This is a genomic window from Streptomyces sp. NPDC051322, assembly GCF_040689485.1.
GTDB lineage: Bacteria > Actinomycetota > Actinomycetes > Streptomycetales > Streptomycetaceae > Streptomyces.
On sequence record NZ_JBFBAK010000007.1, the window covers coordinates 54,166 to 67,000 of the forward strand.

General features: G+C 70.3%; 15 protein-coding genes. 6 read left to right on the forward strand and 9 right to left on the reverse strand.

The features are described from left to right. Positions 1-46: 46 nt before the first annotated feature. The 3 genes from AB0436_RS17690 to AB0436_RS17700 are packed head-to-tail and all read right to left on the reverse strand — an operon-like array spanning position 47 to position 2,072. Entirely contained in the window at positions 47-862 is an 816-nt protein-coding gene (locus AB0436_RS17690; RefSeq protein ID WP_366468799.1) for an SAM-dependent methyltransferase, read from the reverse strand. A gap of 47 nt (positions 863-909) precedes the next feature. Further along, on the reverse strand, positions 910-1,209 hold the full coding sequence (locus AB0436_RS17695; RefSeq protein WP_366468800.1) for a DUF397 domain-containing protein: 300 nt from the start codon (positions 1,207-1,209) through the stop codon (positions 910-912). Further along, positions 1,206-2,072, reverse strand: a complete 867-nt coding sequence (locus AB0436_RS17700) for a helix-turn-helix transcriptional regulator (protein ID WP_366468801.1) — start codon at positions 2,070-2,072, stop codon at positions 1,206-1,208. The genes AB0436_RS17695 and AB0436_RS17700 overlap by 4 nt, the downstream gene beginning before the upstream one ends. Before the next feature lie 262 nt (positions 2,073-2,334). Between AB0436_RS17700 and AB0436_RS17705 the strand changes: the two genes are divergently transcribed. Beyond that, positions 2,335-2,688, forward strand: coding sequence for an ATP-binding protein (locus AB0436_RS17705; protein WP_366468802.1), 354 nt, complete (start codon positions 2,335-2,337; stop codon positions 2,686-2,688). Between the two features lie 92 nt (positions 2,689-2,780). Beyond that, on the forward strand, positions 2,781-3,164 hold the full coding sequence (locus AB0436_RS17710; protein WP_366468803.1) for a DUF6302 family protein: 384 nt from the start codon (positions 2,781-2,783) through the stop codon (positions 3,162-3,164). Positions 3,165-3,216: 52 nt separating this feature from the next. On the opposite strand, the gene AB0436_RS17715 is transcribed toward AB0436_RS17710, so the two are convergent. Next, positions 3,217-3,810, reverse strand: a complete 594-nt coding sequence (locus tag AB0436_RS17715) for a class F sortase (protein WP_366468804.1) — start codon at positions 3,808-3,810, stop codon at positions 3,217-3,219. Positions 3,811-3,935: 125 nt separating this feature from the next. Beyond that, positions 3,936-4,550 carry a hypothetical protein gene (locus AB0436_RS17720; protein ID WP_366468805.1) on the reverse strand — a complete coding sequence of 205 codons (615 nt, stop codon included), beginning with the start codon at positions 4,548-4,550 and terminating at the stop codon, positions 3,936-3,938. A gap of 264 nt (positions 4,551-4,814) precedes the next feature. Between AB0436_RS17720 and AB0436_RS17725 the strand changes: the two genes are divergently transcribed. After that, complete coding sequence (locus AB0436_RS17725; RefSeq protein WP_366468806.1) at positions 4,815-5,969, forward strand: D-alanyl-D-alanine carboxypeptidase; 1,155 nt, start codon at positions 4,815-4,817, stop codon at positions 5,967-5,969. Positions 5,970-6,022: 53 nt separating this feature from the next. On the opposite strand, the gene AB0436_RS17730 is transcribed toward AB0436_RS17725, so the two are convergent. Beyond that, positions 6,023-6,871: a UbiA family prenyltransferase gene (locus tag AB0436_RS17730; protein ID WP_366469106.1), complete on the reverse strand. Its 849-nt coding sequence runs from the start codon at positions 6,869-6,871 to the stop codon at positions 6,023-6,025. A 155-nt stretch (positions 6,872-7,026) separates the two neighbouring features. Between AB0436_RS17730 and AB0436_RS17735 the strand changes: the two genes are divergently transcribed. Genes AB0436_RS17735 through AB0436_RS17745 form a run of 3 tightly spaced genes read left to right on the forward strand, consistent with a single transcriptional unit; the run spans position 7,027 to position 9,663 of the window. Further along, complete coding sequence (locus AB0436_RS17735; protein WP_366468807.1) at positions 7,027-8,094, forward strand: 3-oxoacyl-[acyl-carrier-protein] synthase III C-terminal domain-containing protein; 1,068 nt, start codon at positions 7,027-7,029, stop codon at positions 8,092-8,094. 13 nt (positions 8,095-8,107) lie between these two features. Further along, positions 8,108-8,653 carry an isoprenylcysteine carboxyl methyltransferase family protein gene (locus AB0436_RS17740; RefSeq protein ID WP_366468808.1) on the forward strand — a complete coding sequence of 182 codons (546 nt, stop codon included), beginning with the start codon at positions 8,108-8,110 and terminating at the stop codon, positions 8,651-8,653. Then, a complete protein-coding gene (locus AB0436_RS17745) occupies positions 8,650-9,663 on the forward strand; it encodes an NAD(P)/FAD-dependent oxidoreductase (protein WP_366468809.1) in 1,014 nt (337 codons plus the stop codon). Before AB0436_RS17740 ends, AB0436_RS17745 begins: the two co-directional genes overlap by 4 nt. A 105-nt stretch (positions 9,664-9,768) precedes the next feature. Here the strand turns inward: AB0436_RS17745 and AB0436_RS17750 are convergent, their stop codons facing one another. The 3 genes from AB0436_RS17750 to AB0436_RS17760 are packed head-to-tail and all read right to left on the reverse strand — an operon-like array spanning position 9,769 to position 12,834. Further along, the gene (locus AB0436_RS17750; protein WP_366468810.1) at positions 9,769-11,172 is read right to left on the reverse strand and encodes an LLM class flavin-dependent oxidoreductase; all 1,404 of its coding nucleotides are present in this window, start codon (positions 11,170-11,172) and stop codon (positions 9,769-9,771) included. Then, positions 11,153-11,959 carry an ABC transporter ATP-binding protein gene (locus AB0436_RS17755; RefSeq protein ID WP_366468811.1) on the reverse strand — a complete coding sequence of 269 codons (807 nt, stop codon included), beginning with the start codon at positions 11,957-11,959 and terminating at the stop codon, positions 11,153-11,155. Before AB0436_RS17755 ends, AB0436_RS17750 begins: the two co-directional genes overlap by 20 nt. Next, a complete protein-coding gene (locus tag AB0436_RS17760) occupies positions 11,935-12,834 on the reverse strand; it encodes an ABC transporter permease (RefSeq protein ID WP_366468812.1) in 900 nt (299 codons plus the stop codon). Before AB0436_RS17760 ends, AB0436_RS17755 begins: the two co-directional genes overlap by 25 nt. Position 12,835: the final 1 nt, after the last annotated feature.

Genomic DNA, 12,835 nt, shown 5'->3' on the forward strand with positions numbered 1-12,835 from the left:
CCTGCTACGGGGCCGCCCACACCCGGGGTGGCCCCGTACGGCGTTGTCACCTCTTGCGGGCCACACCCGCGTAGAGGGAGACGGCGGCGTCGGTCGCACCGGACAGGGTCTCGCCGTCCGGCTGCCAGCGGTGGGGGACTTCGAGTCCCGGTTCGACGAATTCGAGACCGTCGAAGAAGCCGAGTACTTCTTTGCGGGACCGGACCTGGATCTCGATGCCGCCGGATCGGTAGACCTCGAGGATCTTCTCCCAGGCCTCCGGGTCGAAGTCGGGAGTGCAGTGGGACATCATCAGATAGCTGCCCGGGGCAAGGGCGTCAACAAGGTGCTGCACGATCTCGTACGGCCGGCGCTCGTCGGGGACGAAGTGGAGCAGAGCGTTGAGGGACAGGGCGACCGGCCGGCTCATGTCGAGCGTCTGGTGGAGCAGTTCGGCCGAGGTGATCGTCTCCGGCTCCCGCACGTCCGCCTGGATGTAGGCCGTACGGCCTTCCGGCTTGCTCCGCATCAGCGCCTGGGCGTGCCGCAGTACCACGGGGTCGTAGTCGACGTAGACGACCCGGGACTCCGGGTGGGTCCCTTGCGCGATCTGGTGCAGGTTCGGCTGGGTGGGGATGCCGGTTCCCACGTCGAGGAACTGCCGCACGTCGGTATGGGCGGTGATCCAGCGGGTCGCCCGGTGCATGAACTGCCGGTTGGTCCTGGCGCAGATCTTGATCGAGGGAAAGACGGCCAGTACCTGGGCCGCGGCCTCCTGATCAACCTCGTAATGGTCCTTGCCGTCGAGGTAGTAGTCATACATACGGGCACTGTGCGGTTTCGTGGTGTCGATCGGATCGGCGTCGTGACCGATATCGGCCATGCCAGGTCTCCAGTTCCTCGTGGGGGTCGGGACGGCTTCGGGAGGGCTCAGGCGTCCAGCAGGTAGTCCGCCTGACCGGCCTTGGCACCTGCGATGAACGCGGCGAGCTCGTCGCGCGTGTAGATCAGCGCCGCGCCCGAGGGATCGGTGGACTGCCGGATGGCGATCATGCCGCCGGGCAGCCGCTTGGCCTCCACGCAGTTGCCGCCGTTCGTCCCGCTCCAGGGCTTCTCCCAGCCGTCGATCCCGAGCGACGTGGCGGAAATTCCATTGACCGGAACGGCGTCGGTGTGGGCGGTGTTGGTGGGGACGGTGTTGGCCGACAGGGTGTTGTGCGAGTGGTTCATGTGCGGTCCTTGCATGCGTCTTCCAGAATTTTGCGGGTTTCTTCGACGGTCCTCGCCTGGGTGGACAAGCGGTCCAGCGCCTCCAGATGTGCGGAGACATAGGGACGCTGGTCCTGGTAGGCGGCGCCGCTCAGGGACTCCGTGTAGACGATGTCCGGCAGTTCGGGCATCTCGAAGCGGAACAGAGTGAAGGGGCCGAACGCTCCGATGTGCGGTCCTATTTCGAACGGCAGGATCTGCAGGGTGACGTTGAACAGTCTCGTCGCCCGGAACAGCCGCTCGATCTGGCCGCGCATCACCTCCCGGCCGCCGACCGGCCGATGGAGCACGGCTTCTTCGAACAGAACCCACAGTGCAGGGGCGTTCGGCTGCTCCAGCAGCTCCTGACGTTTGAGACGGAGAGCGACGCGCCGCTCCAGCTCGCCGTCGGAGTCACGTCCCACGCCCGCGCCGAGTACCGCCCGGGCATAATCCTCGGTCTGCAGGAGGCCCGGCACATAGTGCGGTTCATAGGTTCGGATGAGGGTGGCTTCGTCCTCCAGGCTGACGTAGACGCTGAACCAGTCGGGCAGAGCGTCGCGGTAGTCGTGCCACCAGCCGGGCTTGTTGGCGTCCCGGGCCAGTGAGATGAACTCCTCGATTTCCTTGGCCGGTACGGCGTAGTGCGCCAGCAGTTGACGGACGTAAGGGAGCTTCAAGCCGACTTCGGCCTTCTCCATGCGCCTGATGGTCACCGGTGTGACATCGATGGCCTTCGCGGCCTCGTCGAAGGTCACTCCGGCTGATTCGCGCAATGCTCCCAACCGCTTGCTCAGAACGATGCGCAGGACGGTCGGCGCGGTGCCCGCTTTCGCTTCGCTCACGTATTCGCTACCTCCTGACTGATCATCACGAGCCGTAGTGTGCCAGGCGATTGGCGCGAGAGACAGATGGGTGAGGGCAATCTGAAATTATCAGGTTGCCGGTTGCGATGTGACGGCGTCAGCGAGCATAGTGAACCTCGTGACTCACAGCGCTGATGTCAGAAGCCAGGGACAACTTCCGTTACACACAGGAAGTTTGCACACGGACCAGCGACGGATCGAACACAGGCACGTGTTCACCGTCCCCGGATCTCCGGACTCCGTGGCGGATGCCAGACGCCGCACTCGTGACCGTCTGCGACTGTGGGGGCTTGCGGAGGACACGTGTGATCTCACTGTGCTCATCGTCTCCGAACTCGTCACCAACGCGGTGCGTCACACCGCCAGCACCGCCGTGCTGTGTCAGGTACGCAGCAGCACCGACGGACTGGTGCATGTCGAGGTGCAGGATGAAGGCACCTGCGGCCCCAAGCCCCGGAAACTCGTGCCGGGTCCGGATGCGGAAAGCGGGCGCGGGCTGCTGCTGGTGGACGCCCTGACCGAGGACTGGGGCATCAGAACCGCGGATCCGGCTGCGGGCCGCACCGTGTGGGCGACGCTCCGCGCCATGGCATGAAGGGCCGGACCCGTGATGCAGAGCTTGACGGAACCGACGACCGATCCGGGAGATGACGCGTCGTGAGCAGTGCCCCTTCGACCGTGCCACCCATGGGAGTCAGTCTGTTGCCGGCCCCGGACGCGCACGATTACGCCGCTTACGCCGAAGCCCTGGAGGACTCCGGGCTGCTGGCAGGCGCCGTCGCGGTCAAGGTGTCCCGGATCCCGCTGCTGGCCGTCCCGGTCGGCGGCACCCGCCGGGGCGGATGTCTGGTCGTCGGTACGAACTGCCGCACCGCCCTGGCCATCTGTGACGCGCTCGCCGGCTGGACCGGATTCCCGGAGGTGCGGGTCATGGAGTCCCGCCGCAAGTGGGTGGTGGCCTGGGGCGAGAGCGAACCCGAGCCGGGCTGGGACCTGGTGCACCCCGACCGCCTGCGCTTCTACGGCTATGCCCCCGCCGCGGTCGCCCGGCGGGCCGCAGTAGGCGTCTGACGGTGTACGGCGGCGGCCTCTGCCGGGCACAAGCCGGCCAGCAGGCAACAGATCAGCCACGCGACGAAGTCAGCCGCGCGAAGACGACGACGTTCCCGTCGTAACCGGTCGAGGTCGAATAGGCGCCGCCGCAGGTGATGACCCGGAGTTCGGGCCGACCGGTGCCGCCGTAGACCTGCTGGGCGGGGAACCCCTTCTTCATGAAGGTCTTGACGCTGTAGACGTCGAACACAGCGGTACGGCCGTCCGCTCGCCGTACGTCGATGTGCGCGCCCTTCCGCAGTTCGCCCAGGCGGAAGAACACCGCGGGGCCGGACAGGTTGTCCACATGCCCGACGACCACCGCGGTGCCGTGCTCCCCCGGCGTGACCGATCCGGTGTACCAGCCGGCCAGATTCTTGTTCTCCGGTGGCGGCGCGTCGATCCAGCCGTCCTTGCCCCGGCCCACTTCGGTGACCGGTGCGTCGACGCCGATGGCGGGGATCAGCACCCGCCCGGCACGGGAGGCCGGGAGCGCAGTGACCGAATCCGGCCTCGGGTCGCTGGCCACGCCGTCCGCGACGGACGCTGCCTCCGGCTGCGGAGGGCCCGAGCCCTCGGCGCCGTTGCGCACCAGGGCGATTCCGGCGAGCAGCACGAGCGCCACGGCACCCCAGTGGGACCGGGTCCGGGAACGGGCGCGGTGGCGGTCGCCGTGGTGCGGGACGCCGGGGCAGGCCGTGCCCCGCCATACCCGCACGTCCGGGGCGGGCGCGCCGCTCCCCGTACGGGTCAGGTCCGGTCCCGGAGGGCCCGGCGGCGCAGGTGGAGCACCCCGCCGAGGGCGGCGGCGATGAGCACGCCGCCGGCCACCAGCTCGGCCGGGTCGGTGCCGGTGATCGAGCCGCCCAGACCCGCGTTGACGCCCTTGTCGGCCGCGCCTGGCCCATCCGGCCTACCGGCCTGGTCCCCCCAGCCCGTCTCGTCTCCCTTGCCGTACTGGTTCGGCTTACCGGTCTCATCGCCCTTGCCGTGCTGATCCGGCTTACCGCTTTCGTCACCCTTGCCGGTGGAGACCGTCAGCGGGGTGGTGCCCGTTTCGCCGTCGCAGTCGAAGGTGATGTCGTACTGGACGCCCGGCTTGGCCTCCGGGTCGACCACCGCCTTCGTCGGCTTGCCCTTCTTGACGGTGACGGTGTCGAAGACCCCGGAAGTGACGGTGACGCTCGGGGCGTCACAGCCGGTCACGGTCAGAGTGACCGTGCCGCCGGGCGCGACCGAGGCCGGTGTCGCGGTGTATCCGAAGGAAGTGATGCCGCTGTCGTCGCCGGCGGTCGCAGCCGGGGCGGACAGCGATATCGCGGCAACGCTCAGCAGGGCGGCGGAACCGATACTCGTCCAGCGCATGGGTGTACCTTCCAGCAGAGAATTGCGGCATTTATCGGCACTTAGCAACAAATGCACGCCCTTGCTGGGCAGGCTAGGCCGGTAGTGATCACCTCGCGAGCCCGGTCACCCGAACGAGTCTCCCGCTTGCGCCGAATCGGCCGTGTCTCTCCCTGCGGACGACCGTGCGACGGGACATGTCCGGGCCCGTTCGCCGTACACGAGGGACAGCTCCGGTGCGGTGCCCGAGATGCGGGCAACCATGCTCCTTTTTACCTTAGCTGAATGATCATCAGACCCCTCGTACGAAGTCTCTGTGCGGGCGCCATGGTGTTGGCCGCGAGCATCGGCTTCATCGCTCCCGGCGTCGCGTCCCCGCCATCCGACCAGCACCGTGCCCCCCGCGCCCCCGCTCTGCCCGAGGGGCTGTCCGCCCTGTCCTGGGTGGTCGCCGACGCCACCACGGGCGACGTCCTGGCATCCAGGGCACCCCATATGCACCTCCCCCCGGCCAGCACTCTCAAGACCCTCTTCGCCCTCACCGTGCTGCCCAAGCTCCCTGCGGAGAAGCTGCACACCGTGTCGCCCGCGGATCTGGCCGGCCTCGGCGCGGGGAGCAGTCAGGTCGGTGTCCAGGAGGGGCGTGCCTACCGGGTGGCGGATCTGTGGCGCGGGGTCTTCCTCCGTTCGGGTGGCGACGCGGTGCATGTGCTGGCCGCCATGAACGGGGGTGTGCAGAAGACCATCGCCGACATGCGGCAACGGGCCGAGGAGCTGGGCGCCGACGACACCCGGGTCATGTCCCCGGACGGTTACGACACACCGGGGCAGTATTCCTCCGCCTACGACCTCGCCCTGTTCGGCAGGGCCGGCCTGGCCGACCCGGCGTTCGCCCAGTACTGCTCGACCGCCGTCGCGTCGTTTCCCGGCGGTGTGGACAGCGATGGCCGGGTGGGCTCCTCCTTCGAGATCCAGAACACCAACCGGCTGCTGACCGGTACCACGGACGTCGACCCTTATCCGGGGCTCATCGGGATCAAGAACGGTTACACCACGCTGGCCGGCAACACCCTGATCGCGGCCGCCCACCGCGGGAACCGGACGCTGATCGTGACGGTCATGAACCCTCAGGCGGGTTCCGTGTACGAGGAGGCGCGTTCGCTCCTCGACTGGGGCTTCGCCGCCGACGACAAGGTGCAGCCGGTGGGAGCGCTGCGACCCGCCGGGGTGAATCCCGCCGTACTTCACCGGGCGAAGGCGAACACGAAGCCGACAGCGGAAGCAGCGCCGCTGCCCGCCCAGGCGCCTCCGGCCGACGGCACGTCGCACAGCGACGCCCACGCAGGCCTCATGTCACCGATCGGGATGGCGGCAGTCGGGGCTCTGCTCGTCTCGCTGGTGGGCTCGCTGTGGCTGCTCCGCCGACGGATGCGACGCTGACGGACAGGACGCCGGCCGGATGCGACGCTGACGGGTTGCCGTCCGCACGCCGTTCAGGAGATGCGGGTGCCGCTCGCCAGCAGCAGTGCCACGTCCACCACGGTCACCGCCACGGCCGCAGCGAACGCCGTACGCTCCCAGCGTCGCCCCAGCACGCTGCCCGCCGCCGCGATCCCCACCGCACACCCGAGCGCCATGGCGCCCCGGGTGCCCGGCGGACCGGCGGGACCGAGCACCAGAACGGCGGAGGCGGCCACCAGCGGTACCGGCAGCAACAGCCGGGCACCGTCAGGGCCGAGCCGCTGCGGCCAGCCACGCACCCCGGCCCGCAGATCGGCGCGGATGTCGGGCAGTACATCACCCAGGTGGGCGCCGACTCCCAGCAGCGCCCCCGCGGTGACGATCCACCAGGCCGGCGCGGGCGCTCCGGGGGAGCCGAGCGCGACGAAGGCCGGCAGACTGGCGAAGCCCAGTGCGTAGGGCAGCCAGGACCAGACGGTCGCCTTGAGCCGGAGGTTGTACGCCCACGCACCCGCGACGCCGAGCAGGTGGACGGCGCCCGCCCACGGACCGCAGCCGAACGACAGCGGTACACACAGCGCCAACGCCAGGAACGCGGCGGTCCATACCGTACGCACGCCGACCGCGCCGTCGACGACCGGCTTGCCGCGGCGGCCGGCCGCGATGTCCCTGCGGGCGTCGACCGCGTCGTTGCACCAGCCGACGGACAACTGCCCGGTGAGCACCGCGGCGACGGTCAGCACGCTGCGTGGACCGCTCTGTCCTGCGGTGACGGAGAGACCGGCCATCAGTGCGGTGACCGCCGCCACGGGCCCGGGATGACACGACCCGGCCAGTCCGGCCACCGCGGCGCCCCTTCGCGCGGCCGGCTCATCGGGCACTGACTGTTCGGGCGCCGGCTGCTCGGGAGTTCCCACCCGGCGATCGTAGGGGCCCGGGTTGAGCTCGGGCGGTACCGTTCAGGGTGTCGGGGCGCTCGCCGGGGGCAGGGATGCTGGAATGCAGAGGGGAACCCATCCCCCAGGCGGGAGAGCAGATGACCCGGATCGCAGCCGTCCACGGTGTCCTCGCACCACATCGGCACACGCAGAGCGAGATCACCGACATGGTGGCCCGTGTCTGCCTGCCCGAGGGTACCGACCGGCGGGTTCTCGACCGGCTTCATCGGAGCGCGAAGGTCCGCTCGCGTCATATGACGCTACCGCTCGAGCAGTACGAACGGCTGGACGGATTCGGCGCCGCCAACGACGCGTTCATCGCGGGCGCCACCGATCTCGGCGCCAGGGCCGTGCGGGGCGCGCTGCACGCGGCGGCCCTGTCGGCCACCGACGTGGACCTGTTGGTCTTCACCTCGGTCACCGGCATCGCGACCCCCTCGATCGATGCCCGGCTCGCGGGGCGGCTCGGGCTGCGCAGCGACGTCAAACGGCTCCCGCTCTTCGGCCTGGGCTGCGCCGGTGGCGCGGCCGGTCTGGCCCGGGTGCACGATTATCTGCTCGGCCGGCCGGATCAGGTGGCGGTGCTGCTCTCGGTGGAACTGTGTTCGCTCACGTTCCAGCGCCGGGACGCCTCGATGGCCAATCTGATCGCCACCGCCCTCTTCGGGGACGGCGCGGCCGCCGTCGTCGTCCGCGGCGCCGACCGCCCCGCCCCGGCACCCGGGACCGAGGGGCCGACGATCGTGGACACCCGCAGCCGGCTGTACCCCGACACCGAGCGGATCATGGGCTGGGACATCCGGAGCTCCGGCTTCCAGGTCGTCCTGGACGCCTCCGTCCCCGATGTGGTGCGCCGCCATCTCGCGGCGGACGTCGAGGCGTTCCTCAGCGAGCACGGCCTGAAGACCAAGGATGTGGCAGCCTGGGTCTGCCACCCGGGCGGTCCCAAGGTGCTCGATGCGGTCACCGAGGCGCTCGAACTGCCCGACGGCGCACTGGACATCACCTGGCGCCATCTGGCCGACGTGGGCAATCTGTCCTCGTCGTCCGTGCTCCATGTGCTGCGCGACACGCTGGCGGAGCACCGCCCGCCGCCGGGCACCCCGGGGCTGCTGCTTGCCATGGGGCCGGGCTTCTGCTGCGAACTGGTGCTGCTGCGCTGGTAGGTCGGAGGACCGCATGATCTGGTACGTACTGCTGGTGGCCGTCGTCGCGGCCGAGCGGATCGCCGAACTCGTCGTCGCCCGGCGCAATGAGCGGTGGAGCATGGCACGCGGGGCGACGGTCGCGGGCCAGGGCCACTATCCGCCGATGGTCGCCCTGCACACCGGTCTGCTGGCGGCCTGCGTAGCGGAGGCGTGGCTCGGCGGCCGGCCGTTCCTGCCGGAGCTGGGCTGGCCGATGGTGGCCGTGCTGCTCGCCGCCCAGGGGCTGCGCTGGTGGTGCATCGGCACCCTCGGCCCGCGCTGGAACACCCGGGTGATCGTCGTCCCGGGGCTCCCGCTGGTACAGGGCGGCCCCTACCGCTGGCTGCGGCATCCCAACTACGTCGCCGTGGTCGCCGAGGGAGTCGCCCTCCCCCTCGTGCACACCGCGTGGGTGACCGCGGTCGCGTTCACGGTGCTCAACGCTGCGCTGCTGACCGTCCGTATCCGTTGCGAGAACCAGGCACTCACCGCCGCGGCCGCGCCACCGTTCGCCACCGGCAGGGACCTCACCGCGTGATCGATGTGCTGGTGGCGGGCGGTGGCCCGGCCGGGCTCGCCACGGCGATCCGGGCCGCCCTGGCGGGACTCGATTCGGTGGTGGTCGAACCGCGGGCCGCGCCCGTCGACAAGGCCTGCGGGGAAGGCGTGATGCCCGCGGGCGTCGCCGCGCTGCGGGACCTGGGGATCGGCCTGCAGGGACGGGAGTTGCACGGCATCCGCTACCTGGACCGGGCATACCGTGCCGAAGCCCGGTTCCGCGAGGGGACGGGTCTCGGGGTACGGCGGACCGTGCTGCACGCCGCCCTGCACCGGCGCGCCCGCGAAGTCGGCGTACGGATGATCGACGGCAGGATCGGCGTGGTGCACCAGGACGCGGACAGCGTCACCGCAGGCGGCCTCACGGCCCGTTGGCTGATCGCCGCCGACGGACTGCACTCGCCGTTGCGCCGCCGCCTCGGCCTTGACCTGCCTGCCCGGGGCCCCGGCCGTTACGGGCTGCGCCGCCACTACCGGTGCGCACCGTGGACCGATTTCGTGGAGGTGCACTGGTCCCGGTACGGCGAGGCGTATGTGACCCCGGTCGGCGACGATCTGGTGGGAGTCGCCGTCCTCAGCCACAGCCGTCAGGGCTACGACGCGCATCTGGCCGGCTTTCCCGCCCTCTCGGCTGCGCTGCGCGGCCCGTACGCGAGCGCGGTGCGCGGCGCCGGGCCGCTGCGCCAGCGGGTACGACGCCGGGTGGCCGGCCGGGTCCTGCTCGTCGGCGACGCCGCCGGCTATGTCGACGCGCTCACCGGCGAGGGCATCGCCCTGGCACTCGCCACGGCCGGCGCGGCGGTGCGCTGCCTGCTGGCCGGACGGCCGGAGGACTACGAACGGGCCTGGGCGGCGCTGACCCGGCGCCACCGGCTGCTGACCGGTGCGCTGCTGACAGCGAGCCGCAGCCCGCACACGGCCCGCCTGATCGTGCCGGCCGCCGCACGTATGCCGTCGGTCTTCGCCGCCGCCGTGCACGCGCTGCAGTAGCCGAGGGCTTGCACCACCGCCGGCCACTGCCCCGGCATCGGTGAAAGGCCCCGGTCCGCCGGGCTGATCCCGGCGGACCGGTCACCTGCACCGTAGTGCCGGCCGCTATGCCTCGGTGAGACCGATGCCGAAGTGGCCCGCGCTCCGGTCGATGGCATCGAACAGCCGGTTGGCGGGACGTGGCAGGCCGTAGTGTTCGCGCAGCGTGTGTCCGGTGTACTCGGTGCGGAACAGGCCACGCTCCTGGAGGATCGGGACCACCTGGTCGACGAAGACCTCCAGGCCGGAGGGGAGCACCGCAGGCATGATGTTGAAGCCGTCGGCCGCCCCGCTGTCGTACCAGTGCTCGATGGTGTCGGCCACCTGCACCGCGGTACCCGCGAAGGTCCGGTGGCCACGGCCGCCACCGAGCCTGCCGATCAGCCGGCGCACCGTCAGGCGCTCCCGCTTGGCCAGCTCGACGATGAGTGTGTAGCGGCTCTTGGCACCCTCGATCTCGGCCTCGGTAGGGATGTCGTCCGGCAGTTCCTCGTCCAGCTCGAGGTCGTCGGGGTCCAGCCGCAGGGTCTTGGCGAGCTGTCGTTTCGCATACTCGGGGACGATCAACCGGTCGAGTTCGTCGTCGAGTGTCCGGGCCTCGGCCTCGGTGTCACCGATGACCGGGACGATGCCCGGAAGGATCTTGATCCCGTCGGGGTTGCGGCCGATCGCCTCTGCCCGCTGCTTCACGTCCTTGTAGAACGCGACGCCTTCCTCCAGCGTCTGCTGCGCAGTGAACACCGCCTCCGCGTAACGGGCCGCGAAGTCCTTGCCGTTCTCGCTCGATCCGGCCTGTACCAGCAGCGGATAGCCCTGCGGCGGCCGTTCCACGTTGAGCGGGCCGTCCACCCGGAAGAACTCGCCGCGGTGGTTGATCTGCCGCACCCGGTCGGCCCGGGCATGCACGCCCTTCTCCTTGTCCGCGACGACCGCGTCATCCGCCCAGCTGTCCCACAGCTTGGTGGCGACCTCGACGAACTCGGCGGCACGCCGGTACCGGTCGTGGTGCAGCGGAGTGTCGTCCAGGCCGAAGTTGCGGGCGGCATCCGCACCCGCGGTGGTGACGATGTTCCAGCCCGCCCGGCCGTCCGACACATGGTCGACGGAGGCGAACCTGCGGGCGAGGTTGTAGGGGTCGTTGTAGCTGGTCGACGCGGTGGCGATGAGGCCGATGCGCTCGGTGGCCCCGGCCAGCGCCGTCAGCAGGACGGTGGGCTCCAGCTTGGCTGCCGGGCGCCGGCCGGGGTCACCCATCAGAACCGGGCTGTCGGCGAAGAACACCGAATCGAGCTTGCCGCGTTCGGCGGTCCGCGCCAGATGCCGGTAATGCTCGATGTCTGCGTTGGCCCGTGCGGGGCTTTCCGGGAGTCGCCAGGAAGCCTCGTGGTGGCCTGTGGACATCAGAAAGGCGTTCAGGTGCAGCGGCTTGCGGCCGGACCCGGCGGGCCTGCTAGCGGACGTACGCGTCATGGCGGTTCTTCTCCTCGATGATCTGGGGTTGCGCCACGCCGAGTGCGGCGAGCAGGGTATCGCGGTACTCCTGGAACCGCGGGTCGCGCCGGGTCCTGGGTGCCGGAAGGTCAAGGGTGAGATCGACGGAGATGCGACCCTCCTCCAGTACCAGCACCCGGTCGGCGAGCTCGACTGCCTCGTCGACGTCATGGGTGACCAGCAGTACCGCGGGGCGGTGCCGCTCGTAGAGCTCGCGCAGGAGTCCGTGCATCTTGATGCGGGTCAGCGCGTCCAGTGCGCCGAACGGTTCGTCGGCGAGCAGCAGTTCGGGGTCGCGCACCAGGGCGCGAGCCAGCGCGGCGCGCTGCTGTTCGCCGCCGGACAGCTCATGCGGCCAGGCACTGTCCCGGCCGCCGAGGCCGACCTCGGCAAGCGCCGCGAGCCCGCGCGCCCCGGCTCCGGGACCACCGACGCCCAGCACCACGTTGTCGAGCAACCGGAGCCAGGGCAGAAGCCGGGAGTCCTGGAAGGAGAGCGACACCCGCTCGGCCACCTCCAGCTGACCGGAGCCCTGGACCTCGTGGTCCAATCCGGCGACGGCCCTCAGCAGCGTCGACTTGCCCGAACCGCTGCGGCCGAGCAGTGCGGTGAACTCCCCCGATGCCAGCGTGAGATCGAGCTCACGGAGGACCGCACGGTCTCCGAATCGCCGGACCAGCCGCGCCGTCCGCACCGCAGCCCCTGCCGCGCCGACCGCGGGGGTCGGTGGATCCGTGCGGGTCAGCCCGCCAGTGTGCGTCGCCATGACAGGACCCTCCTCTCGACGGCGCGCACCAGCGCGTCCGATGCGAATCCGAAGATGCCGTAGACCAGCAGACCGACCAGGATGATGTCGGTCTGCGCGTACTGCTGGGCCTGGAACATCATGTAACCGATACCCGCGGTGGCATTGACCTGTTCGACGACGATCAAGCCCAGCCAGGAAGCGGTGACGGCCAGCCGCAGACCCACGAAGAAGCCGGGCAACGCGCCGGGCACGACGACCTTCCTGATGAACTGCGCCCGGCTCAGTCCGAGCGACTCGGCGAGCTCCACGTACCGCTTGTCGATGCTGGTCAGCGATGCATAGGTGTTGATGTACACCTGGACCATCACGCCGAGTGCGACGGTGATGACCTTCATGCCCTCGCCGATGCCCAGCCAGAGGATGAGCAGCGGCAGCAGTGCCAGCGACGGGATCGCCCGCTTCACCTGCATGGCGCCGTCGATGGTGGCTTCGCCGACCCGGCTCAGTCCGGCGGCGATCGCCAGTGCGGTGCCCACCACGACGCCGAGCCCGAGGCCCAGGCCCGCGCGCTGCAGGGAGACCAGCAGGTTGTTTTGCAGCCGGCCGTCGGAGATCAGGTCGCCTGCGGTCCGCACGACCGTCCAGGGCGCCGACAGGATTCTGGTGTCGAGCAGACCCAGACCGGTGCCGGCCGCCCAGATCCCGATCAGCAGCAGCGGGCCGACGAGCCTGCCGTACGGGAACAGCTTGCCGGGGCTCAGCCTCCGGCGCCGCGGCCCCGGACCCGCCGTACCCTTGCCCTTCTCCCGGGCAAGCTCGGCGCGCGCGTCCGTGACCAGCGGTTCGGTCGGGGGCGGGGCGGTGTCGCGCACCTGCGTTGTCACGTCAGTCATG

What these genes read in the sequence shown, in the direction of transcription:
- AB0436_RS17695 (WP_366468800.1), bottom strand. Translation starts at nt 1,209, where the DNA reads ATGAACCACTCGCACAACACCCTGTCGGCCAACACCGTCCCCACCAAC.
- AB0436_RS17760 (WP_366468812.1), bottom strand. Translation starts at nt 12,834, where the DNA reads ATGACTGACGTGACAACGCAGGTGCGCGACACCGCCCCGCCCCCGACC.
- AB0436_RS17690 (WP_366468799.1), bottom strand. Translation starts at nt 862, where the DNA reads ATGGCCGATATCGGTCACGACGCCGATCCGATCGACACCACGAAACCG.
- AB0436_RS17710 (WP_366468803.1), top strand. Translation starts at nt 2,781, where the DNA reads ATGGGAGTCAGTCTGTTGCCGGCCCCGGACGCGCACGATTACGCCGCT.
- AB0436_RS17725 (WP_366468806.1), top strand. Translation starts at nt 4,815, where the DNA reads ATGATCATCAGACCCCTCGTACGAAGTCTCTGTGCGGGCGCCATGGTG.
- AB0436_RS17740 (WP_366468808.1), top strand. Translation starts at nt 8,108, where the DNA reads ATGATCTGGTACGTACTGCTGGTGGCCGTCGTCGCGGCCGAGCGGATC.
- AB0436_RS17755 (WP_366468811.1), bottom strand. Translation starts at nt 11,959, where the DNA reads ATGGCGACGCACACTGGCGGGCTGACCCGCACGGATCCACCGACCCCC.
- AB0436_RS17720 (WP_366468805.1), bottom strand. Translation starts at nt 4,550, where the DNA reads ATGCGCTGGACGAGTATCGGTTCCGCCGCCCTGCTGAGCGTTGCCGCG.
- AB0436_RS17750 (WP_366468810.1), bottom strand. Translation starts at nt 11,172, where the DNA reads ATGACGCGTACGTCCGCTAGCAGGCCCGCCGGGTCCGGCCGCAAGCCG.
- AB0436_RS17735 (WP_366468807.1), top strand. Translation starts at nt 7,027, where the DNA reads ATGACCCGGATCGCAGCCGTCCACGGTGTCCTCGCACCACATCGGCAC.